General features: G+C 59.4%; 23 protein-coding genes and 4 tRNA genes. 17 read left to right on the top strand and 10 right to left on the bottom strand.

Features of this window, described 5'->3' with window-relative positions; translation table 11 throughout:
- Nucleotides 1–55 precede the first annotated feature (55 nt).
- Complete coding sequence (locus AWU82_RS23785) at nt 56–919, top strand: LysR family transcriptional regulator (RefSeq protein ID WP_064380837.1); 864 nt, start codon at nt 56–58, stop codon at nt 917–919.
- Between the two features lie 6 nt (nt 920–925).
- Here the strand turns inward: AWU82_RS23785 and trhP are convergent, their stop codons facing one another.
- Nucleotides 926–2,254, bottom strand: coding sequence for a prephenate-dependent tRNA uridine(34) hydroxylase TrhP (gene trhP / locus AWU82_RS23780; protein ID WP_064380835.1), 1,329 nt, complete (start codon nt 2,252–2,254; stop codon nt 926–928).
- A 156-nt stretch (nt 2,255–2,410) separates the two neighbouring features.
- Here trhP and AWU82_RS23775 point away from each other — a divergent pair, with 156 nt between their 5' ends.
- Nucleotides 2,411–3,472, top strand: a complete 1,062-nt coding sequence (locus AWU82_RS23775; RefSeq protein ID WP_064380833.1) for an AI-2E family transporter — start codon at nt 2,411–2,413, stop codon at nt 3,470–3,472.
- On the opposite strand, the gene AWU82_RS23770 is transcribed toward AWU82_RS23775, so the two are convergent.
- The 3 genes from AWU82_RS23770 to AWU82_RS23760 all read right to left on the bottom strand — a co-directional run bounded on the left by AWU82_RS23770 (nt 3,469) and on the right by AWU82_RS23760 (nt 4,557).
- Nucleotides 3,469–3,651: a hypothetical protein gene (locus AWU82_RS23770; RefSeq protein WP_064380832.1), complete on the bottom strand. Its 183-nt coding sequence runs from the start codon at nt 3,649–3,651 to the stop codon at nt 3,469–3,471. The two genes, AWU82_RS23775 and AWU82_RS23770, sit on opposite strands and share 4 nt — an antisense overlap.
- Before the next feature lie 102 nt (nt 3,652–3,753).
- Complete coding sequence (locus tag AWU82_RS23765; RefSeq protein WP_007951579.1) at nt 3,754–3,948, bottom strand: hypothetical protein; 195 nt, start codon at nt 3,946–3,948, stop codon at nt 3,754–3,756.
- 258 nt (nt 3,949–4,206) lie between these two features.
- A complete protein-coding gene (locus tag AWU82_RS23760) occupies nt 4,207–4,557 on the bottom strand; it encodes a hypothetical protein (protein ID WP_007951578.1) in 351 nt (116 codons plus the stop codon).
- Nucleotides 4,558–4,811: 254 nt separating this feature from the next.
- Between AWU82_RS23760 and AWU82_RS23755 the strand changes: the two genes are divergently transcribed.
- Both AWU82_RS23755 and AWU82_RS23750 read left to right on the top strand, forming a co-directional pair.
- Entirely contained in the window at nt 4,812–5,630 is an 819-nt protein-coding gene (locus tag AWU82_RS23755; RefSeq protein ID WP_064380830.1) for a shikimate 5-dehydrogenase, read from the top strand.
- A gap of 97 nt (nt 5,631–5,727) precedes the next feature.
- Nucleotides 5,728–6,246, top strand: a complete 519-nt coding sequence (locus AWU82_RS23750) for a cupin domain-containing protein (protein ID WP_011335048.1) — start codon at nt 5,728–5,730, stop codon at nt 6,244–6,246.
- Nucleotides 6,247–6,262: 16 nt separating this feature from the next.
- Here AWU82_RS23750 and AWU82_RS23745 read toward each other — a convergent pair whose 3' ends face one another.
- Entirely contained in the window at nt 6,263–6,913 is a 651-nt protein-coding gene (locus AWU82_RS23745; RefSeq protein ID WP_011335047.1) for a YceH family protein, read from the bottom strand.
- Between the two features lie 126 nt (nt 6,914–7,039).
- Between AWU82_RS23745 and AWU82_RS23740 the strand changes: the two genes are divergently transcribed.
- On the top strand, nt 7,040–7,549 hold the full coding sequence (locus tag AWU82_RS23740; protein WP_011335046.1) for a DUF1993 domain-containing protein: 510 nt from the start codon (nt 7,040–7,042) through the stop codon (nt 7,547–7,549).
- 65 nt (nt 7,550–7,614) lie between these two features.
- Here the strand turns inward: AWU82_RS23740 and sstT are convergent, their stop codons facing one another.
- Complete coding sequence (gene sstT / locus AWU82_RS23735) at nt 7,615–8,847, bottom strand: serine/threonine transporter SstT (protein ID WP_064384078.1); 1,233 nt, start codon at nt 8,845–8,847, stop codon at nt 7,615–7,617.
- A 338-nt stretch (nt 8,848–9,185) separates the two neighbouring features.
- Here sstT and AWU82_RS23730 point away from each other — a divergent pair, with 338 nt between their 5' ends.
- Nucleotides 9,186–10,346, top strand: a complete 1,161-nt coding sequence (locus AWU82_RS23730; RefSeq protein WP_064380827.1) for an MFS transporter — start codon at nt 9,186–9,188, stop codon at nt 10,344–10,346.
- On the opposite strand, the gene nhaR is transcribed toward AWU82_RS23730, so the two are convergent.
- A complete protein-coding gene (gene nhaR / locus AWU82_RS23725; RefSeq protein WP_064380824.1) occupies nt 10,343–11,242 on the bottom strand; it encodes a transcriptional activator NhaR in 900 nt (299 codons plus the stop codon). The genes AWU82_RS23730 and nhaR overlap by 4 nt on opposite strands.
- A 145-nt stretch (nt 11,243–11,387) precedes the next feature.
- Here nhaR and AWU82_RS23720 point away from each other — a divergent pair, with 145 nt between their 5' ends.
- Nucleotides 11,388–11,627 (top strand): hypothetical protein, encoded by a 240-nt coding sequence (locus AWU82_RS23720; RefSeq protein ID WP_039767627.1) that lies wholly within the window; start codon nt 11,388–11,390, stop codon nt 11,625–11,627.
- A gap of 29 nt (nt 11,628–11,656) precedes the next feature.
- Nucleotides 11,657–12,406, top strand: a complete 750-nt coding sequence (locus AWU82_RS23715; RefSeq protein WP_011335043.1) for a TerC family protein — start codon at nt 11,657–11,659, stop codon at nt 12,404–12,406.
- A 74-nt stretch (nt 12,407–12,480) separates the two neighbouring features.
- On the opposite strand, the gene AWU82_RS23710 is transcribed toward AWU82_RS23715, so the two are convergent.
- A complete protein-coding gene (locus AWU82_RS23710) occupies nt 12,481–12,648 on the bottom strand; it encodes a hypothetical protein (RefSeq protein ID WP_007951566.1) in 168 nt (55 codons plus the stop codon).
- 231 nt (nt 12,649–12,879) lie between these two features.
- On the opposite strand from AWU82_RS23710, the gene AWU82_RS23705 reads away from it, so the two are divergent.
- The 3 genes from AWU82_RS23705 to AWU82_RS23695 all read left to right on the top strand — a co-directional run bounded on the left by AWU82_RS23705 (nt 12,880) and on the right by AWU82_RS23695 (nt 14,071).
- On the top strand, nt 12,880–13,551 hold the full coding sequence (locus tag AWU82_RS23705; protein ID WP_064380822.1) for a peptidase C39 family protein: 672 nt from the start codon (nt 12,880–12,882) through the stop codon (nt 13,549–13,551).
- Between the two features lie 94 nt (nt 13,552–13,645).
- Complete coding sequence (locus AWU82_RS23700; protein WP_064380821.1) at nt 13,646–13,852, top strand: DUF6021 family protein; 207 nt, start codon at nt 13,646–13,648, stop codon at nt 13,850–13,852.
- 12 nt (nt 13,853–13,864) lie between these two features.
- Entirely contained in the window at nt 13,865–14,071 is a 207-nt protein-coding gene (locus AWU82_RS23695; RefSeq protein ID WP_064380818.1) for a hypothetical protein, read from the top strand.
- A gap of 53 nt (nt 14,072–14,124) precedes the next feature.
- Here AWU82_RS23695 and pbpG read toward each other — a convergent pair whose 3' ends face one another.
- A complete protein-coding gene (gene pbpG / locus AWU82_RS23690) occupies nt 14,125–15,063 on the bottom strand; it encodes a D-alanyl-D-alanine endopeptidase (RefSeq protein ID WP_011335039.1) in 939 nt (312 codons plus the stop codon).
- A gap of 229 nt (nt 15,064–15,292) precedes the next feature.
- A complete protein-coding gene (gene folD, locus AWU82_RS23685) occupies nt 15,293–16,147 on the bottom strand; it encodes a bifunctional methylenetetrahydrofolate dehydrogenase/methenyltetrahydrofolate cyclohydrolase FolD (RefSeq protein WP_011335038.1) in 855 nt (284 codons plus the stop codon).
- Between the two features lie 274 nt (nt 16,148–16,421).
- Here folD and AWU82_RS23680 point away from each other — a divergent pair.
- The 6 genes from AWU82_RS23680 (at nt 16,422) to clpP (ending at nt 19,340) form a co-directional block, all read left to right on the top strand.
- Nucleotides 16,422–16,498 (top strand) — tRNA-Arg (locus AWU82_RS23680).
- 32 nt (nt 16,499–16,530) lie between these two features.
- Nucleotides 16,531–16,606: transfer RNA gene (locus AWU82_RS23675), tRNA-His, on the top strand.
- A 58-nt stretch (nt 16,607–16,664) separates the two neighbouring features.
- Nucleotides 16,665–16,749: transfer RNA gene (locus tag AWU82_RS23670), tRNA-Leu, on the top strand.
- 76 nt (nt 16,750–16,825) lie between these two features.
- A tRNA-His gene (locus AWU82_RS23665) sits at nt 16,826–16,901 on the top strand.
- Between the two features lie 400 nt (nt 16,902–17,301).
- Nucleotides 17,302–18,612 carry a trigger factor gene (gene tig / locus AWU82_RS23660; RefSeq protein ID WP_064380817.1) on the top strand — a complete coding sequence of 437 codons (1,311 nt, stop codon included), beginning with the start codon at nt 17,302–17,304 and terminating at the stop codon, nt 18,610–18,612.
- Between the two features lie 92 nt (nt 18,613–18,704).
- Complete coding sequence (clpP, locus tag AWU82_RS23655; protein ID WP_007951559.1) at nt 18,705–19,340, top strand: ATP-dependent Clp endopeptidase proteolytic subunit ClpP; 636 nt, start codon at nt 18,705–18,707, stop codon at nt 19,338–19,340.
- Nucleotides 19,341–19,346: the final 6 nt, after the last annotated feature.

The raw sequence follows: 19,346 nt of genomic DNA, 5'->3' as shown, positions 1-19,346 counted from the left end.
ATCGTTCGCCACAACTGACTTATACTGCGCGAATTGTTCACTCAGAGTGATGATTATGGAGCTGGCGCAAATCCGCATGTTCAAGACCGTGGCCGAGGTCGGCAGCATCGCTAAAGCCGCTGAAAAGCTGTTTTGCGTGCCGTCGAACATCACAGCGCGGATCAAATCCCTGGAAGCGGAACTGGGGGTGGCGCTGTTTCTGCGCGAAGGGCGGGGGCTGCGGATCAGTCCGGCGGGGCAGACATTTCTGGCTTATGCGCAGAAGATTCTGGCACTGACAGCTGAAGCCAAGCGCGCGGTCGATCCTGCCTCTGAGCCGTCCGGGCCGCTGCGTATCGGCGCCATCGAATCTTCGGCGACCGGGCGTCTGCCGCGCCTGCTGGCAAAATTTCACAAGCGTTATCCGAACGTGGCACTGGAACTGACCACCGGCACCTGGGGGCAACTGCTCGACGATACCGTCAGCCATCGGCTCGACGGCGCGATCGTCGCGGTGGACGTCGAGCGCTCCCAGCTCAAACGCACGCCGATGTATCGCGAAGAATTGCTGCTGATCGCATCGACCTCGTTCGGGCCGGTGCGCGACCTCGATGATTTGCAGGACAAGACCGTGTTCATGTGGCCGCAAGGCTGTCCGTATCGCGCCGCGCTGGAGCATTGGTTGTTGCGTCAGGGGCTGGCGCTGCCGATTGTCAGTCTGGCCAGTTACGGGGCGATTGTCGGTTGCGTGAGTGCCGGCGCCGGCGTGGCGCTGGTACCCAAAGGCGTGTTCGAGCAGTACGCCAAAGGCGCGGGGTGTGCGGGTTACGAATTCCCGGAGCTGACAGCCATCGACAATTTGTTCTACTGGCATGAAAACGCCGGGGTGCACCCGGCGCGTGAGGCGTTTGTGGCGATGTTGCGCGAGGAATTTGTCTGAGCCGGATCAGGCTCCGCTCACGTCGCGCATCAATAGCCCGAAGCGCAAATCCACCGCATCCGGAATCGGCAGATACACCGTGTGCCCATCCCCCGGCGCCACGTCGATGGCGTCTCCCTTCAGGTTCTGCAGTTCATGCAGATCAAAATGGAAATTGCCCTTGGGCGTCATCAGTTCCAGATGATCGCCCACGGCAAAGCGGTTCTTCACCTTGACCTCGGCCAGACGATCCCGCCGCTCGCCGGTCAGTTCGCCCACAAACTGCTGACGCTCCGACACTGAGCTGCCGTTCTGATAGTTCTGGTATTCGTCATGGACGTGCCGGCGCAGGAAACCTTCGGTGTAGCCGCGCTGAGCGAGGGATTCCAGGTCGGTCATCAGGCTGCGGTCGAATTCGCGACCGGCCACCGCATCGTCGATGGCCTGGCGATAGACCTGGGTGGTGCGCGCGCAATAGAAGTGCGATTTGGTCCGGCCTTCGATCTTCAGTGAGTGCACGCCCATGCGGGTCAGGCGCTCGACGTGCTGCACCGCACGCAGGTCCTTGGCGTTCATGATGTAGGTGCCGTGCTCGTCTTCGAATGCCGGCATCAGTTCGCCGGGGCGATTGGCTTCCTGCAACAGGAACACCTGATCGGTGGGGGCGCCGAGGCCGAGGGTCGGTTGCGGTTCGAAGGTCTGCACGATTTCGCCGAGATGGTTTTCCCTGGCTTCCTGCGCCGAGTATTTCCAGCGGCAGGCATTGGTGCAGGTGCCCTGATTGGCGTCGCGCTTGTTCATGTAGCCCGAGAGCAGGCAGCGGCCGGAGTAGGCCATGCACAGCGCGCCGTGGACGAACACTTCCAGTTCCATGCCCGGCACTTGCTCGCGGATTTCGCCGATCTCTTCCAGCGACAGTTCACGGGACAGGATGATCCGGCTCAGCCCCTGTTGCTGCCAGAACTCGACGCTCGCCCAGTTCACCGTGTTGGCCTGCACCGAGAGGTGGATCGGCATCTGTGGAAAGTGTCGGCGTACGAGCATGATCAGGCCCGGGTCGGACATGATCAGCGCGTCCGGCGCCATCTCGATTACCGGCGCCAGGTCCTTGAGGAAGGTTTTCAGCTTGGCGTTGTGCGGCGCGATGTTGACCACCACGTAGAAGCGCTTGCCCTGGGCCTGGGCTTCACGAATGCCGAGCGCCAGGTTGGCGTGATCGAACTCGTTGTTGCGCACCCGCAGGCTGTAGCGCGGCTGGCCGGCATACACCGCATCGGCCCCGTAGGCGAAGGCGTAGCGCATGTTTTTCAGGGTGCCGGCGGGGGCGAGCAGTTCGGGGGTGAAGGAGGTCGTCATGGCGGCGTCGGTTGCAAAAGCGCGGCAGGGTAGAGCAGTTGCGCCGAGGGTTTATTGATCTGGATCTATGCTCCATGAAGAAACAGGGCACTCGTGCTGACGCTGGCTGACTAAACGGGACGGGCGCGGGTGGCGCCTGACTGACCTGGACCGGACATGAACCAAAAGAGTCTGCAATTCAAATCCCTCACCGTGCTGTTGTTTCTGGTGACGGTCGCCTTTATCTGGATCCTGCTGCCGTTTTACGGCGCGGTGTTCTGGGCGGTGATCCTCGGCATCCTGTTCGCGCCGATGCAACGTCAGTTGCAACTGAAATTCGGCTGGCAACGCAACCTCACATCCCTGTGTACCTTGAGCATCTGCCTGGTGATCGCGATCTTGCCGGTGATCATCCTCAGTGTGCTGCTGGTGCAGGAAGGGGCCACGCTCTACGACAATATCGAAAGCGGCAAGCTCGATATCGGCGCTTATCTGGCGCAGTTCAAGCACAGCCTGCCACCGTACTTTCAGCATCTGCTCGACCGTTTCGGCATGGGCGAGCTCAATGCCCTGCGCGAGAAGATCGTCAAGGCCGCCATGCAGGGCAGTCAGGTGTTGGCAAGCCAGGCGTTCAGTTTCGGCCAGGGCACGTTTGAATTCGTGGTGAGTTTTTTCATCATGTTGTACCTGTTGTTTTTCTTCCTGCGCGACGGCGCCGAACTGGCGCGCAAGGTGCGCACCGCGATCCCGCTGGAGGAGCATCACAAGCGTCGCTTGCAGCTGAAATTCAACCGCGTGGTACGCGCGACGGTGAAGGGCAATCTGCTGGTGGCGATCACTCAAGGTGCGCTGGGCGGGGCGATTTTCTGGTTTCTCGACATTCCCAGCGCGTTGCTCTGGGCGGTTCTGATGGCGTTTCTGTCTTTGCTGCCAGCTGTGGGGGCCGGGATTGTCTGGGTGCCGGTCGCCATTTACTTTCTGCTCAGCGGGATGATCTGGCAGGGCGTGGTGCTGGGATTGTTCGGGGTATTCGTGATCGGTCTGGTGGACAACCTGCTGCGCCCGATCCTGGTGGGCAAGGACACCCGGATGCCGGACTACATGATCCTGATCTCGACCCTGGGCGGATTGGCGGTGTTCGGGCTGAACGGCTTTGTGATCGGGCCGCTGATCGCCGCGCTGTTCATGTCGAGTTGGGCGCTGTTCATCGAAAGCAAGCCGAAAGTGCAGCTGCCTTAAGCCTTGAACGGGCCGTTGAGCAGTTGCTGCGACAGCGCCTGCGCCGCTGGCAAGGATGTGAGCGGGCCGCTGACCGGCTCGCCGTCGCGCACCAGATACCAGCAGGCGAGCAGCCCCAGTTCTCTGAGCGAGGCGGGTACGGCGCTGCCGATAACGGACATGATTTGAACCTGAGCCATGAAAAGTACCTCCATCAATCGATGGGGCTACCTTAGGCAATTGGCCGTTTCAGGGACAATCAACGCTTTCGATAGTGGTCATTGACGCCAGTGAGGACTGGCTCAATCCACCACTTGATCGAGCATGTGCACGATCTCGTGTTCGTTGAGGAACCCCTTGCGCACCAGGTTTTCCGCCAGCAGCGAGAGAAACTTCGCGGTGCGGTGGCCTTCCAGGTGCTTGAGTTCGGTCAGGGCGTTGTAGACCTTGCTCGAGGTGCATAAACCGACGATGCGGTGCGGATTCTGTGTTGGCATTCAAGTCGTCCTTGTTGTTATCAACCTGTTGTATGCGGACGGATTCAGAGTGCGGTTCCGTCATGACAAATAGATGACCGTTTGTGTTTTTCCCCGACGGTCGAGTCCATCATGCCGACTTTAACGGTTCAAACTGTCCCCACAGCGACCTTGGCGAGATTTTTTCAGACCTTGGCCGACGGACGGTCTGCTTTTCCGCCGGCAATAATATGCGCGCAATAAAAAGCCCCGCAATCAAAGCGGGGCTTTGTGTGCCGGCTACCAGCGCGGGCCACCGTAGTAGTGTGGCCGGCCGTAATAACCGCGCGGTGGGCCGTAATACACCGGGGCCGGTTGGACGTAGACCGGTTGCTGCACATAAACCGGGGCCGGCTGGTAATAGACCGGTGGCGGCGGTTGCTGCACGTAGACCGGTGCCGGTTGAGCGTAAACGGGCTGTTGGACGTACACCGGCCGATCCTGGTTGATGAGCGCCGAGCCGATGATGGCCGAGCCGACGATCGCACCAAATACCGCCGGGCCCTGCCAGCCACCGCCGTGGGCTTCTGCCTGACCTGTGATCGCGAATGCACCAATCAACAAGGCCACGATGGGGAGTTTACGAATCATGATAATTCCTCGGTTCTTCGACCCGGCGTCCGAAGCTGCAACAGGCCCGGAATGGCGCGGGGATACTTCTAAGACAGCAACATTTTGAAAAACAGCACGGCCGCTGGGTAAATTTTGTGTAAGGTCTGTACCGGTTTATTTACCGGACTTCTGCCATCGGCTGTGATGCCCGGAACAGACCGCCTTATGATCGTTCAGAAACCGATGGCCTGGCTAATCCCGTCCATCCGAAAGTGCATTCGAAGGAGCCTCCCATGCAGATGAACCCCAACAAAGACACCCAATTGTGCATGTCCCTGTCTGGGCGTCCCGGGAATTTCGGTCTGCGTTTTCATAACCATTTGTATGAACAACTGGGCCTGAATTTCTACTACAAGGCATTCAGTAGCCAGGACCTGCCCGGTGCGGTCGGCGGGATCCGCGCGCTGGGGATTCGCGGTTGCGGGGTGTCGATGCCGTTCAAGGAAGCGAGCATTGCGCTGGTCGATGAGCTGGATGCGTCGGCGGCAGCGATTCAGTCGATCAACACCATCGTCAACACCAACGGCCATCTCAAGGCCTACAACACCGATTACATTGCCATCGCCCAGTTGCTGGAAACCCACGCGGTGCCCAAGGACACGACTTTCGCGCTGCGCGGCAGCGGCGGTATGGCCAAGGCGGTGGCCAGTGCCTTGCGCGATGGCGGTTACAAAAACGGTTTGATCGTCGCCCGCAACGAGCGCGCCGGCCGTGCGCTGGCGGACTCCCTGGGCTATCGCTGGCAGGCAGAGCTGGGAGCCGAGCGGCCGCAGATGCTGGTCAACGTGACCCCGGTGGGCATGGACGGCGGACCGGAAGCCGGGCAGCTGTCGTTTGAGGTGGATGTGATCAAGTCTGCCGACACCGTGTTCGATGTGGTGGCGATCCCCTCGGAAACCCCGCTGATCGTGCGCGGTCGTGCCGAAGGTAAAAAAGTGATCACCGGGCTGGAAGTGATTGCGATCCAGGCGCTGGAGCAGTTCGTGCTGTACACCGGCGTGCGCCCGACGGTCGAGCAGTTCGATGCGGCGGTGGCGTTCGCCCGCAGTTGATAGCGCCTGAACAACGGTGAGTCCGCCCGGATTTGCCGTTGCCTATACTGCCGGATCAGCAAGCACAGACTTGCCCTTCACAAAAGCCGAGGTTTGCATGCATCCGCCCATTCTCAACCTGAATGACGTCGAACTCGAACCGCTTCCCGAATCATTGGCTCCCGAGGGTGAAACCGCCGGGCGATATCAGCAACGGTTCGCCCGGGTCGGCCAGCAACTGGGTGCGCAAAAGCTTGGTTATCGCCTGTATGCGCTGCCACCGGGCATGCGTGGCAGTCCGTTTCACAGTCATCGGGTCAATGAGGAAATGTTTTACGTGGTGGCCGGGGAAGGGGAAGTGCGCCTGGGCGCCGAACGTTTCCCGATCCGCGCCGGCGACGTGATCGCCTGCCCGCCGGGCGGCCCTGAAGCGGCGCATCAAATCATCAACACCAGTGCTGCGGAACTGCGCTATCTGGCCGTCAGCACCCAGCAGCAACCGGAAATCTGCGAGTACCCGGACTCGAACAAATACGCGGTGATGGACAACTTCAATGTCGATGCCGAAGGCAATGCCTCGGGATTCGTGGCGGTGGCGCGGCAGTCGGACGGGGTGGATTACTGGGACGGCGAATAACACCGCCCCGACGCGCTTATTCTTCGAGGCGGGCCAGACGCTCTTCCAGCGCCGCAATCCGCGCTTCCAGCTCTTCGATGCGCTCTACAGACACGCCGCTGGCAGCCCCGCGATCACTCGGATTCTGCCGCGCCGCGATAATCGCCTCGATGTCCGCCGGATCGCCCAGTGCGTGGGTGTAGCGATCTTCGCGCTGGCCGGCCTGACGCGGAATCAACACCGCCAGCTCCCGTGCGATCAGACGTTCCAACTGATGCACCACTTGTTCGGCGTCTTCGAATTCATGCATGCGACCGCTGCGGGTCAGCAGTTCGTTGACGGTCTGCGGGCCGCGCAAGAACATCAACCCGGTCAGAATCAATTGCGCCGGCACCAGCTCCAGCGCCTTGTCGACCTTGTGCTCCCAGCGGTCGGCGCGACTGCCCATCACCAGTTTGGCGAAACCACGGCTTTCGAGAGCGCGCAGGCTCTGGCCGACCTGGCCCTGGGTCAGGTTCATCACCGGTTCGCGGCTGGTTTTCTGGTTGCAGGCCAACACCAGCGCATTGAGGGTCAACGGATAGGTTTCCGGGCTGGTGGCCTGTTTCTCGATCAGCGAACCCAGAATGCGGATTTCCGTGGCGTTGAGCCGTGGTTCGTCGGAGCGGGTTTCAAATTCTGTGGTCATCGCACGTTCCCTCTGCAGTCGAAGGCGCCTAGCCTAATCCTTGCTGGATAAAAGACAAGCCGCGCCGCCATGCGAGCATGGCTATAATCGCCCCCACGATTCAACCAGCCACCACGTGAGACTGCCATGACCATTTCCCTGTACGCCGCATCCGTCCCGGTTTTCCAACAAATGCTCAACGCCCTGAGCGATGTGCTGAAAAAGGCTGAAGCCCACGCCACCGAGAAAAACATCGACCCGAACGCCTTCCTGCAAGCGCGTCTGTACCCGGACATGTTTCCGCTGGTGCGTCAGGTGCAGATCGCCGTGGACTTCGCCAAGGGCGTGTCCTCGCGTCTGGCCGAAATCGAAATCCCGAAATATGACGACACCGAAACCACCTTCGCCGAGCTGCAAGCGCTGATCGCCAAGGTTCTGGCCTTCATCGGCGAGATCAAGCCAGAGCAGATCAATGGCAAGGAAGGCATCGAGATCGTGACTCGCCCGGGCACCCCGAAAGAGAAGCGCTTCAGCGGCCAGGCTTATCTGCTGAGTTACGGCCTGCCGCAGTTCTTCTTCCACGTCACCACCACCTACGCCCTGCTGCGTCACAACGGTGTGGAAGTGGGCAAGCGCGATTACATGGGCGCGTTCTAAAACGTTCTGCAACAAAAAGCCCGCCAAGGTTTGCGCCTTGGCGGGCTTTTTGTTGCGCCGGGCTTTTACGCCGGACGCTGGGCTTTCTGCTCTTCGCCCAGGCACGCGGCGGCGGTGAACAGCACGTCGGTGGAGGAGTTCAGCGCAGTCTCGGCCGAATCCTGCAGCACGCCGATGATGAAGCCGACTGCCACCACCTGCATGGCGATTTCGCTCGGGATGCCAAACAGGCTGCAGGCCAGCGGAATCAGCAGCAGCGAGCCACCGGCCACACCCGAAGCACCGCAGGCACAAATCGCAGCGACGACACTGAGCAGGATCGCGGTCGGGATGTCCACTGCAATGCCCAGGGTGTGCACGGCGGCGAGGGTCAGCACGGTGATGGTGATTGCCGCACCCGCCATGTTGATGGTGGCGCCGAGCGGGATCGATACCGAGTAGGTGTCTTCATGCAGGCCCAGACGCTTGCTCAATTCCAGGTTGACCGGAATGTTCGCCGCCGAGCTGCGGGTGAAGAACGCGGTGATGCCGCTTTCGCGCAGGCACTGAAGTGTCAGTGGATAAGGGTTGCGACGCAGCTTCCAGAACACGATCAGCGGATTCATCACCAGCGCCACGAACAGCATGCAGCCGAGCAGCACTGCCAGCAGATGCGCATAACCGATCAATGCACCAAACCCGGAGGTGGCCAGGGTCGATGCCACCAGGCCGAAAATACCCAGCGGCGCAAAACGGATCACGACCCGGACAATCACTGTCACGCCGTTGGACAGATCACCCAGCACTTCGCGGGTAGTGTCGCCCGCGTGCCGGATCGCCACGCCCATGCCGATGGCCCAGGCCAGAATGCCGATGAAGTTGGCGTTCATCAGTGCGCTCACCGGGTTGTCGACCACGCTCAGCAACAGGCTTTGCAGCACTTCACTGATGCCGCCCGGCGCGCTTACGGCGATGTTGTCGGTGGACAGCACCAGATGCGACGGGAACATCATGCTGGCAATCACCGCGACCACGGCGGCGGCGAAGGTGCCCAGCAGATACAGGAACAGAATCGGCCGGATGTGGGTTTCCTGACCGTGCTTGTGGTTGGCGATCGAGGCCATGACCAGCACGAACACCAGGATCGGCGCCACGGCTTTCAGGGCCGAGACGAACACCTTGCCGATGAAGGCCGTGCCTTTGGCCGCTTCCGGCGCGAACAGCGCGAGGGCGATGCCGGCAATCAGGCCGATAAGGATCTGGGTGACCAGGCTGAGGCTTTTGAGGCGTTGCAATAGAGAAGGGGATGAAGCGGTCATGAACGGCATCTCTGTTTTTTTATAGGGTGCAAGGTTGCGCAATCCGGGCGTTGAATCGGGGGCAGGCCACAGACACGAACCGAAAGGACTGACGCGCCAACCACGCCGTTAAACGGGTGGCTGAACAGGGTGTACGTTTTGCAGGGCGCGGACTTTATCACAGGGTCATCCGATTCCTTCAGGCCTGTGACGATCTGCCACCGGATCCATCTACAAGTTAGACAGGTTTGTGCAAGTCACTCGGGAAACACTCTGTTAAGATTGCGCATCCTTATTTTCAAGTTCTGCCAGCGGGCCCTCGGGTCAACGCTGGTGTCGTCGTTTTGCTGGAGTTCCTCATGCTGTTGCCCATCCTTCTGTTGTCTGCCGCCGGGTTCACGGTGCTGACCACGGAGTTCGTCATTGTCGGCCTGCTGCCGGCGATTGCTCGCGACCTGGCTGTCACCATCCCGCAGGCCGGGTTGCTGGTGACTCTATTCGCTTTCACCGTGGCGATGTTCGGTCCTTTCTTGACCGCGTATTTCGCCCGCTTCGAGCGCCGCAAGCTGTTCATCACCATCCTGATCATGTTCGGTCTGGCCAATACCGTGGCCGCGTTGGCGCCGAACATCTGGGTCATGGCCATCGCCCGGCTGATCCCGGCGCTGGGGTTGCCGGTGTTCTGGGCGCTGGCCAGCGAAACGGCAGTGGATATCGTCGGCCCGGACTACGCCGGTCGCGCGATCGCCAAGATCGGCTTCGGCATTGTCTGCGCCACCGTGTTCGGAATTCCGGTTGGTACGCTGATTTCCGATGCGTTCGGCTGGCGCAGCGCGTTCGCCATTCTGGCGGTGATCGCGTTCGCCAAGGCGCTGCTGCTGTTTGTCTACCTGCCGAAAACCAGCCTGCACCAGCATCAGGTCAGTTTCGCTTCGCAGTTCAAGATCCTGCGCAGCCCGCTGATGCTGGGTCATGTGCTGCTGTCGATCCTGGTGTTCAGCGGCATGTTCACCGCTTACACCTATCTGGCGGACATCCTTGAGCGTCTGGCCGGCTTCAATGGCACCGTGGTCGGCTGGTGCCTGATGGGCTTTGGCGCGGTCGGTCTGATCGGCAACTCGTTGGGTGGTCGCGCGGTGGATCGTCATCCGCTGATGGCGTCGGTGATGTTCTGCGCGTTCATGATCCCCGGGATGGTGGCGCTGGTGCCGAACATCAATTCGTCGCTGGGTCTGGCGGCGGCGATGGGCATCTGGGGCGTGACCCAGGCGGCGCTGTTCCTGGTCAGCCATGTGCGTTTGATGAAAGCCGCACCGGAAGCGCCGGCCTTCGCCGCGTCGCTGAACATCGCCGGGGCCAACCTCGGGATTGGTCTGGGCGCGATCATTGGCGGTCGAGTGATCGACAGCGCCGGTCTGGGCTTTGTGGGCTTCGCCGCCGCCGGGTTCATTCTGCTGTCGATTTTCCTCGCCATGGTGCTGATGGTGCTCAAGCCGCGCGAGGCCTGTGCGCCGGCTTAAAAGGCTGTAAACAGCTCGCGTCGGGCACCTTCGGTAATCGCTTTGATGCCGGGGTGCTTGACCTTGCGTTCCACCGAGATCGCGTAGAACGACTCGCTCACCGCATCGGTCTGGCCGATCAACTCGACGCCGTACTGGCGCTTAACCTCATCGGCAATCACGCTCGGGCCGATGAAAATCCCGCTGCCGGACTGGCCGAACGCCTGCATCAGGGCGCTGTCATCGAACTCCCCGACAATCCTCGGCTGAATCTGCTGCTCGGCGAACCAGCGCTGTAAGCGACTGCGCACCACGGTTTCCGCGCCGGGTATCAACAGCGGCGCACCGTGGAGGCTGCGCGGGAAATCCTGACCGTATTGCGCGGCCAGTTCTGCGGTGGCGAAAAAGCTGATCCCGCATTCCCCGAGTTTCTGGCTGTAGCCCTTGATGTCCAGGTGCGAGGGCATCGGGCTGTCGGAGATCACCAGGTCCAGGCGCTGGATTGCCAGGTCCGCCAGTAACCTCTCGAGTTTGTCTTCGCGGCAGGTGATGCGCAGTGGCTCGCTCAATTCCATGGTCGGCGCGATCAGGCGATAGACGATGGATTTGGGCACCACGTCCGCCACGCCCACCCGGAACAGGATTTGCTGTTCGTTGGGTTGGGCACGCAGCATCAGCTCCAGTTCGCCGCCGAGCTGGAACATCTGCTCGGCGTAGGGCAGGGTCTGGCGCCCGGCCTCGGTGAGCTCTAATTGCCGGCCGACTCGTTGAAACAGCTCGATGCCGTAGGTCTGTTCGAGCAGGGAAATCTGCCCGCTGATGGTTTGTGGCGTCAGATTCAGCTGCTCGCAGGCGCGCACGATGCTGCCGGTCTTGGCCACCACCCAGAAGTAGTGCAGTTGTCGGTAATTGAGCATGGGTTCGCTCCGTCCAATACAGTTCGTATAAATCGAAGTATAGCCGCTAAAAATACGAATTTTCCTGAAGTGTTTGTCTCCCTAGAATGCCCAGCCATCGACGGCCGGTCTGTACGGCGCTGTCTGTTCTATCGAGGGAAGCATCATGAAACTGAAAACTACGGCGTTATTGATCGCGTCTTTACTGGTACTGGCCGGTTGCGATCAGGCCGAAAAGAGCGCCCAGCAACTGATGGGGCAGGCGGCTGAAGCGGCCAAGCAAGCCATCGATGACACGCACAAAGCCGCCGAGCAGGCGCTCAGCGATGCCACCGGCAATCTGATCAGCAAGAAAGAACCGAAAGACGACGAAGAAAAATCCGAATCGTCCTCCCAGGAAATCTAAACCGTCTTACACAGAGTCAGGACTGACCCATGGAATATCTGTTAGAACTCGCTTCCAGCCCGACCGCCTGGATTGCCTTGGCCACATTGGTGGTGATGGAGATCGTACTCGGCATCGATAACCTGATCTTCATCTCGATCCTGACCAACAAGCTGCCCGAGCAGTACCGGCAGAAAGCCCGTCGTCTAGGGATCGGCATGGCGCTGATCATGCGTCTGGCCTTGTTGAGCACCATCGCGTTCATCGTTCAGTTGACCGCGCCGGTCATCGAAATCCTCGGCCAGGCGTTCTCCTGGAAGGACATGATCCTGATTGCCGGTGGCCTGTTCCTGGTGTGGAAGGCGACGACCGAAATCCATCACAGCATGGACCCGGCGCCGGAAGATCCGAAGACCGCGACGTCGACGGTGACCCTGGGTTTTGCAGCCGCCATTGGGCAGATCCTGATGCTGGACATGGTGTTCTCGATCGACAGCATCATTACCGCGGTCGGCATGACCGAACACTTGCCGATCATGGTGATTGCAGTGGTTGTCTCGGTGCTGGTGATGTTGTTTGCAGCTGATCCGCTGGCCAAGTTCATCAATGACAACCCGACGGTGGTGATGCTGGCGCTGGGCTTCCTGATCATGATCGGCATGACGCTGATTGCAGAGGGCTTCGGCGCCCACGTACCGAAAGGTTATGTGTATGCCGCCATGGCATTCTCGGCTGCGATTGAAGTGCTGAACATGATGTCGCGCCGCGCCAAGCAGAAGAAACTGACTGCCGAAGCGTAATCGCTGGAAAACCAAAGGCCGCCTGAACTCGCGAGAGTCCAGGCGGCCTTTTTGTTTTTGTTGGTTGCAGAACGTCAGTGCGCGGTGGCGTGGCGGGCGTCGTGTTTCTCGATCTTCCTGGTCGGTGCAGGTTGAACCGGGTGGTGATGGCGGCGGGAAATCCGCAACACGCCCCACAGCATGGCGGCGGCAACGGCCAGCCAGCCGGCGATCAGCATTACGATGGTCATGGTCAGGCTCATCTGTGCCTCCTCTTTGCCCTGCGTCGGGCGCGCTTTCTTTGGCTCTTGTCTGAATGACAGTCTAGTCGCTGGTGTGTTTCAGGCTATTGACCAAAGGTCGGTGGTGTTCAATCAGTTCGCTCTATGCAGCTCTGGCATCTGCCGCTTTGGGCTATACCGCAACGTTGCGCCGTCCTATGATCCTCGACCAAGCCGGAACACGATGACCGGTAACTGATCAAGAGAGTGATGATGGTGCAGCTATTTTCCCGGATTCGCGCAGCGCTGCTGGTGGCCGGTTGCGTGACAGCATTGGTGGGGTGTGCGGGCAGTGTGGCGCCGGAGGTCAAGCGCCTGCCGGAACGGGTCGAGCTCAGCGGCACCTTCTACCGCGGTGAGGCCTATCAAAGCGGGCCACAGGTGCTGGCCAGTCTGCTGTCGCAGCAGGGCATCGTGATCACGCCGGGGCTGTTGGAAAAACCGCTGCACTTGCCGGGCGCCGAGGACAAGTTGCAACAGAATCTGCAGAGCCTGGCGCGTGAATACGGCATGGTCGTGTATCCGCTGGACAGCAATCTGCCGGCGCTGCTGACTCAGGTGGCGGCCGGGTATCCGGTGATGGTGCGATTCAGCGAGGGTTCGGCGTTTTGGGCGGAGCCACGTTACGCGATCCTGTCCGGCTATGATCGCTTGAAGCAGAAGGTGCTGCTGCGAGCCGGGATGAATCGCCGTGAATTGATGAGCTTCAGCTCGTTTGAGTCGGCCCTGGAAAAATCCGGCGGCTGGGCGGTGTTGATTCAGAAGCCGACGCAGATTCCGGTGGCGGTTGATCAACAGCGCTGGCTCAAGGCTGCCGACGCACTGGCGCAAGCCGGGCAGGAGCGGGAAGCGGCGCAAGCGAGGAAGGCGCTGGCGGCGCATTGAGGTTCCGTTCGTCGCTTGTCGGGCACCCTGGCGGGGGACGCGCTTCTGAACTGTAGCGTCCCGTGTTTTACGGGCCTGGTATCAGGAGATGAACATGGCAATTCCAAATTCACCCAGTGGGCCGCATTCTTCAGAACATGGCAGTGGCGACGACCTGGGTTTCGATCCGGACTCGCCTGATCTGGACGATCCGCAAGTCGATCCCATTGGCCCGGCGAAGGCGCCGAAGGATGTTCAGCCGGGCGATGATCCCAAGCGTCCGGCCAAGCCTTATGATCCCTTGGCTGATCTCAAGCCTTGAAGCGAGGTGCGTATGAGTACCGATTCGAGTTTCGACGACCACAAGCCTGACAGTGTGCCCACTACCCCCGAGCCGGATGTCGATCCGGTGCTGGATCCGGACAGCCCCCTGCGCGATCCGCTCGCGCGTCCAGCGGTGGTCACGCCAGAGCCTGCGCGCGACCCAAGCGCCGGTGACGGCATTCCCGATGACGACAAGATGCCGTTGCCCAACGACTGAGTGCATAAAACGAAAAAGCCCCGACGAGTCGGGGCTTTTTCATGGGTGACGGATTATTTGGAGGCTTCGATCACGCCGCTCTGGCGACTCTTGAGGTTTTTGTCGGCTTTGTATTGCTGAGCCACCGCTGGAACGTTGGCGCTCTTGCCGGTTTCCACCCAGCTGCGAATGCGGCTGGCATCGGCGAAATGGGTGTATTTGCCGAACGCATCGAGAATCACCAGGGCGACCGGACGGTTGGCCATGCGGGTCACCAGCACCAGGCAATGACCGGCAGGGTTGGTGAAACCGGTCTTGGTGATGCGGATATCCCAGTCGGCCTTGTTGACCAGGTGATCGGTGTTACGGAAACCCAGGGTGTAATTGGGTTTGCGGAACGAGACGGTCTTTTCCTTGGTGGTGGTCAGCTCGATGAGCAGCGGCTGTTTGTGCGCGGCCACCAGCAACTTGCTCAGGTCGCGGGCGGTGGAGACGTTGCGCTCGGACAGGCCGGTGGGTTCCACAAAGTGCGTGCTGGTCATGCCCAGCGCCTTGGCCTTGGCATTCATCGCTGCGATGAATGCCGCGTAACCGCCGGGATAGTGGTGGGCCAGGCTGGCGGCGGCGCGGTTTTCCGAGGACATCAAGGCAATCAGCAGCATCTCTCGGCGGGGCAGTTCGCTTCGCAGTTTGACGCGAGAAAATACACCTTTCATTTCCGGGGTATGGCTGATGTCGACGTCAATCCATTCGTCCATGTTCTGGTGGGCTTCGACCACTACCAAGCCAGTCATCAACTTGCTCACGGAAGCGATGGGTACCACCACGTCCGGATTGCTGGAATAGATGACTTTGTTGGTCTGCAGATCCATCAGCAGGGCGCTGCCAGACGCAATCTTCAGTTGCGAGGCGTCTCGGGGGGCAGCGGTGGTTTCGGCGGCGTTGACCGTGGGCGTGAGGAGTGTGCCTGAAAATGCAAAAACCAGGCTCAGGATGGACAGGCGAATATTCACGCGGGCGAACTCATGAAGGTTGGAAATGCCGTTCTTTGTAACGGGCTGTGTCGTAAAAACGACGCATTGTAGGAGTATGGTTGAAGAACTGTCGATGGTTGTCCGCAAGGCATGAAAAAGTCGTGAAAAGCCCTGTAAAAATAGGGGTTTCCGGCGAACGGTAAAGGTTTTTTCGAGGGCATGAAAAACCCCGCACGGGGCGGGGTTCCCGGAGCATGGAAAACACGACTCAGGCGTGCAGGGTTTCTGCCGCGTAGAGGGTGTTTTCCAGCAGGCAAGCGCGGGTCATCGGACCGACGCCGCCCGGCACCGGAGTGATCCAGCCGGCGCGGGGCAGGGCGGTTTCGTACACCACGTCACCGACCAGTTTGCCGTCTTCCTGGCGGTTGATGCCGACGTCGATCACGATCGCGCCTTCCTTGATCCACTCGCCCTTGACCAGGCCCGGCTTGCCGGCGGCCACGACCACCAGGTCAGCGCGGCCGACGTGGCCGGCCAGGTCCTTGGTGAAGCGGTGAGTCACGGTCACGGTGCAACCGGCCAGCAGCAGTTCCATCGCCATCGGGCGACCGACGATGTTGGACGCGCCGACAACCACGGCGTCCATTCCGTACAGATCGGCACCGGTGCTTTCCAGCAGGGTCATGATGCCCTTCGGGGTGCACGGGCGCAGCAATGGAATGCGCTGGGCCAGACGGCCGACGTTATAAGGATGGAAACCGTCGACGTCCTTGTCCGGGCGGATGCGTTCCAGCAGTTTGGAAGCGTCCAGGTGCTCTGGCAGAGGAAGTTGAAGCAGAACGCCGTCGATTGCCGGGTCGTCGTTCAGTCGATCGATCAGATCGGTCAGCGCTTCTTGAGTGGTTTCGGAAGGCAGGTCGTACGCTTGAGAGAGGAAGCCGACCTCTTCACAGTCTTTACGCTTGTGCGAGACATAAACCTGAGAGGCAGGATCGCTGCCGACCAGGATCACCGCGAGGCCTGGCGTGCGCAGACCTTGCTGGCGACGTTCGGCAACCCGTTGGGCGATCTGCTGGCGCAGGCTGGCGGCGATCGATTTGCCGTCGATTAGTTGTGCAGTCATTGCGCGTGATTAACCATCGAGAGGGGAAAAAAAGAGAACGCATTCTCGCATGTCAAACGGTGAGGGCAAAGGCGCTTGGTCAGCAAATTCCCCTAAGCCCTTTAATTAAATGAATTTTTTTTAAAAAGGATTTGACGACCCTCGGGTCGCTCTATACTATTCGTCGCACTTGTCGGGCACAGCCTAGCACTGGTTAAGAAGGTCGAGCGAAATCAACGTTTTGCAAGGCTGGAAAGCACTTAGTTTGTAGTCCTCCAAGGGTACAGCTAACAAGGCGCCCGTAGCTCAGCTGGATAGAGCATCCGCCTTCTAAGCGGATGGTCGCAGGTTCGAGTCCTGCCGGGTGCGCCATTAGGCAGCATTGGCACAAGTAACGCGATATGGTGGGCGTAGCTCAGTTGGTAGAGCACGGGATTGTGACTCCCGTTGTCGTGGGTTCGATCCCCATCGTCCACCCCATATTTCGAAAGGCGCCAGATGTAACAGTCTGGCGCCTTTGCTTTAAAAAGCTTCATCTGCGGATGTGGTGGAATTGGTAGACACACTGGATTTAGGTTCCAGCGCCGCGAGGCGTAAGAGTTCGAGTCTCTTCATCCGCACCAATCAAAGCTTCATTCATGCCGTTGGCCGGGTGAAGTTCTACAAAGAAGTTGTTTGGCTTCTTTGGCACGCAATATGGTGGGCGTAGCTCAGTTGGTAGAGCACGGGATTGTGACTCCCGTTGTCGTGGGTTCGATCCCCATCGTCCACCCCATATTCCGAAAGGCGCCAGATTTAACAGTCTGGCGCCTTTTTTGTTTTACGGTTTCGGATTTTGGCGGCTGCAGGTTTCGGGTCGCCGGGCAGGGTGTTTCGTCGTATTAACGTTGCTCGATGATGCTGCGCTGCCCGCCAACCTTGCTTGCAAGGTCGACTGTCAGGGAGATGATTCAACCGCCTCTATATATAGAAGAGGTTGGCGCAGAGCTCTGGCTTGAATTGGCTGTATTTGCTAACAGGGCGAGGCGCAACCGTTTGTCCCCGCCTTCAAATGGCCTGCTGTTTTTTTACCCGTTTTCAGTAGGGTGACTTCTTGAGTTTGACCTACTAGAATGCTTGCCCTTGATTCTTGGGTCGGAAACGGCCGGCTAACGTCTGTGCAACGAGGAATATCCATGCAAGTTTCTGTTGAAAATACTACTGCTCTTGAGCGCCGCATGAGCGTCACTGTGCCGGCCTCGCAACTTGAGAGCCAGGTCAACAACCGTCTGCAGCAGACTGCCAAAAAGGCCAAGATTGCTGGCTTCCGCCCAGGCAAAGTGCCTATGAGCGAAATCAAGCGTCGTTTCGGTCAAGAAGCAGAGCGCGATGCTGTAGGCGACCTCATTCAAAAGTCTTTTTATGAGGCTGTGGTTGAGCAGAAGCTGAACCCGGCTGGCTCGCCATCGATCGAGCCCAAATCGATCGAAGCTGGCAAGGATCTGGAATACGTAGCCGTATTCGAAGTGTTCCCCGAGTTCACCGTTGCCGGCTTCGAAGGCATCACCGTCGAGCGTCTGAGCGCTGAAGTGGCTGACGCCGATCTGGACAAGATGCTGGACATCCTGCGCAAGCAGAACACCCGTTTCGAAGTGGCCGATCGCGCTGCCCAGAACGAAGACCAGCTGAACATCGATTTCGTTGGCAAGGTTGACGGCGAAGTATTCGCTGGCGGTTCCGCCAAGGGCACTCAGCTGGTACTGGGTTCCGGCCGCATGATCCCAGGCTTCGAAGAAGGCCTGGTCGGCGCTAAAGCCGGCGAAGAGCGCGTTCTGAACCTGACCTTCCCAGAGGACTATCAGAACCTGGACCTGGCTGGCAAAACCGCCGAGTTCACCGTGACTGTAAACACCGTTTCCGAGCCAAAACTGCCTGAGCTGAACGAAGAGTTCTTCGCTCAATTCGGTATCAAGGAAAGCGGCATCGACGGTTTCCGCACCGAAGTTCGCAAGAACATGGAGCGTGAACTGCGTCAGGCGATCAAATCCAAGGTCAAGAATCAGGTAATGGACGGTCTGCTGGCCACCAACCCGATCGAAGTGCCTAAGGCTCTGCTGTCCAACGAAGTTGACCGTCTGCGCGTGCAGGCTGTTCAGCAGTTCGGTGGCAACATCAAGCCTGACCAACTGCCGGCCGAGCTGTTCGAAGAACAAGCCAAGCGTCGCGTTGTCCTGGGTCTGATCGTGGCTGAAGTGGTCAAGCAGTTCGACCTGAAGCCAGACGAAGCCCGCGTTCGCGAAATGATTCAGGAAATGGCTTCGGCTTACCAAGAGCCTGAGCAGGTCGTGTCCTGGTACTACAAGAACGAGCAGCAACTGAACGAAGTTCGTTCGGTTGTGCTGGAAGAACAAGTTGTGGATACTGTTCTGCAGAAAGCTAGCGTGACCGACAAATCGGTCTCTTACGAAGAAGCGGTCAAGCCGGTAGAAGCTCCAAAAGCCGACTGATTGTTTTTGCGTTAGAAGCACACACCATAAGCCAGCCTTCGAGCTGGCTTATGCGTATTCAAGACATGACTATTTGGGAGTGACTGCAGAGCATGTTCCGTAATTCCTATATTCAGCAGAACTCTGATATCCAGGCCGCCGGCGGCCTGGTCCCGATGGTTGTCGAGCAATCTGCTCGTGGCGAGCGCGCCTATGACATTTACTCGCGTCTTCTCAAGGAGCGAGTAATCTTTCTGGTTGGGCCGGTAGAGGATTACATGGCCAACCTGATTTGTGCGCAATTGCTGTTCCTTGAAGCGGAAAACCCGGACAAGGACATCCATCTTTATATCAACTCCCCGGGCGGTTCGGTGACAGCGGGTATGTCGATCTACGACACCATGCAGTTCATCAAGCCAAACGTATCGACGACCTGTATCGGTCAGGCGTGCAGCATGGGCGCATTCCTGCTGACGGCCGGTGCACCTGGCAAGCGTTTCTGCCTGCCGAACTCGCGCGTGATGATTCACCAGCCGCTGGGCGGTTTCCAGGGGCAGGCGTCGGACATCGAGATCCATGCCAAGGAAATCCTCTTCATCCGCGAGCGTCTCAACACGCTGATGGCCAAGCACAGCGGTCGTACGCTTGAAGAAATCGAGCGCGACACCAACCGCGACAACTTCATGAGTGCAGAAGCTGCGAAGGAATACGGTCTGATCGACGAAGTGATCAACCAGCGCCCAGCTTAAAAATAA

The sequence above is a fragment of the Pseudomonas glycinae genome (assembly GCF_001594225.2).
In the GTDB taxonomy this organism is placed as follows: Bacteria; Pseudomonadota; Gammaproteobacteria; order Pseudomonadales; family Pseudomonadaceae; genus Aquipseudomonas; species Aquipseudomonas glycinae.
The sequence above is the reverse complement of the archived record's forward strand: the minus strand, read 5'-3'. Positions and strand labels throughout refer to the sequence as shown.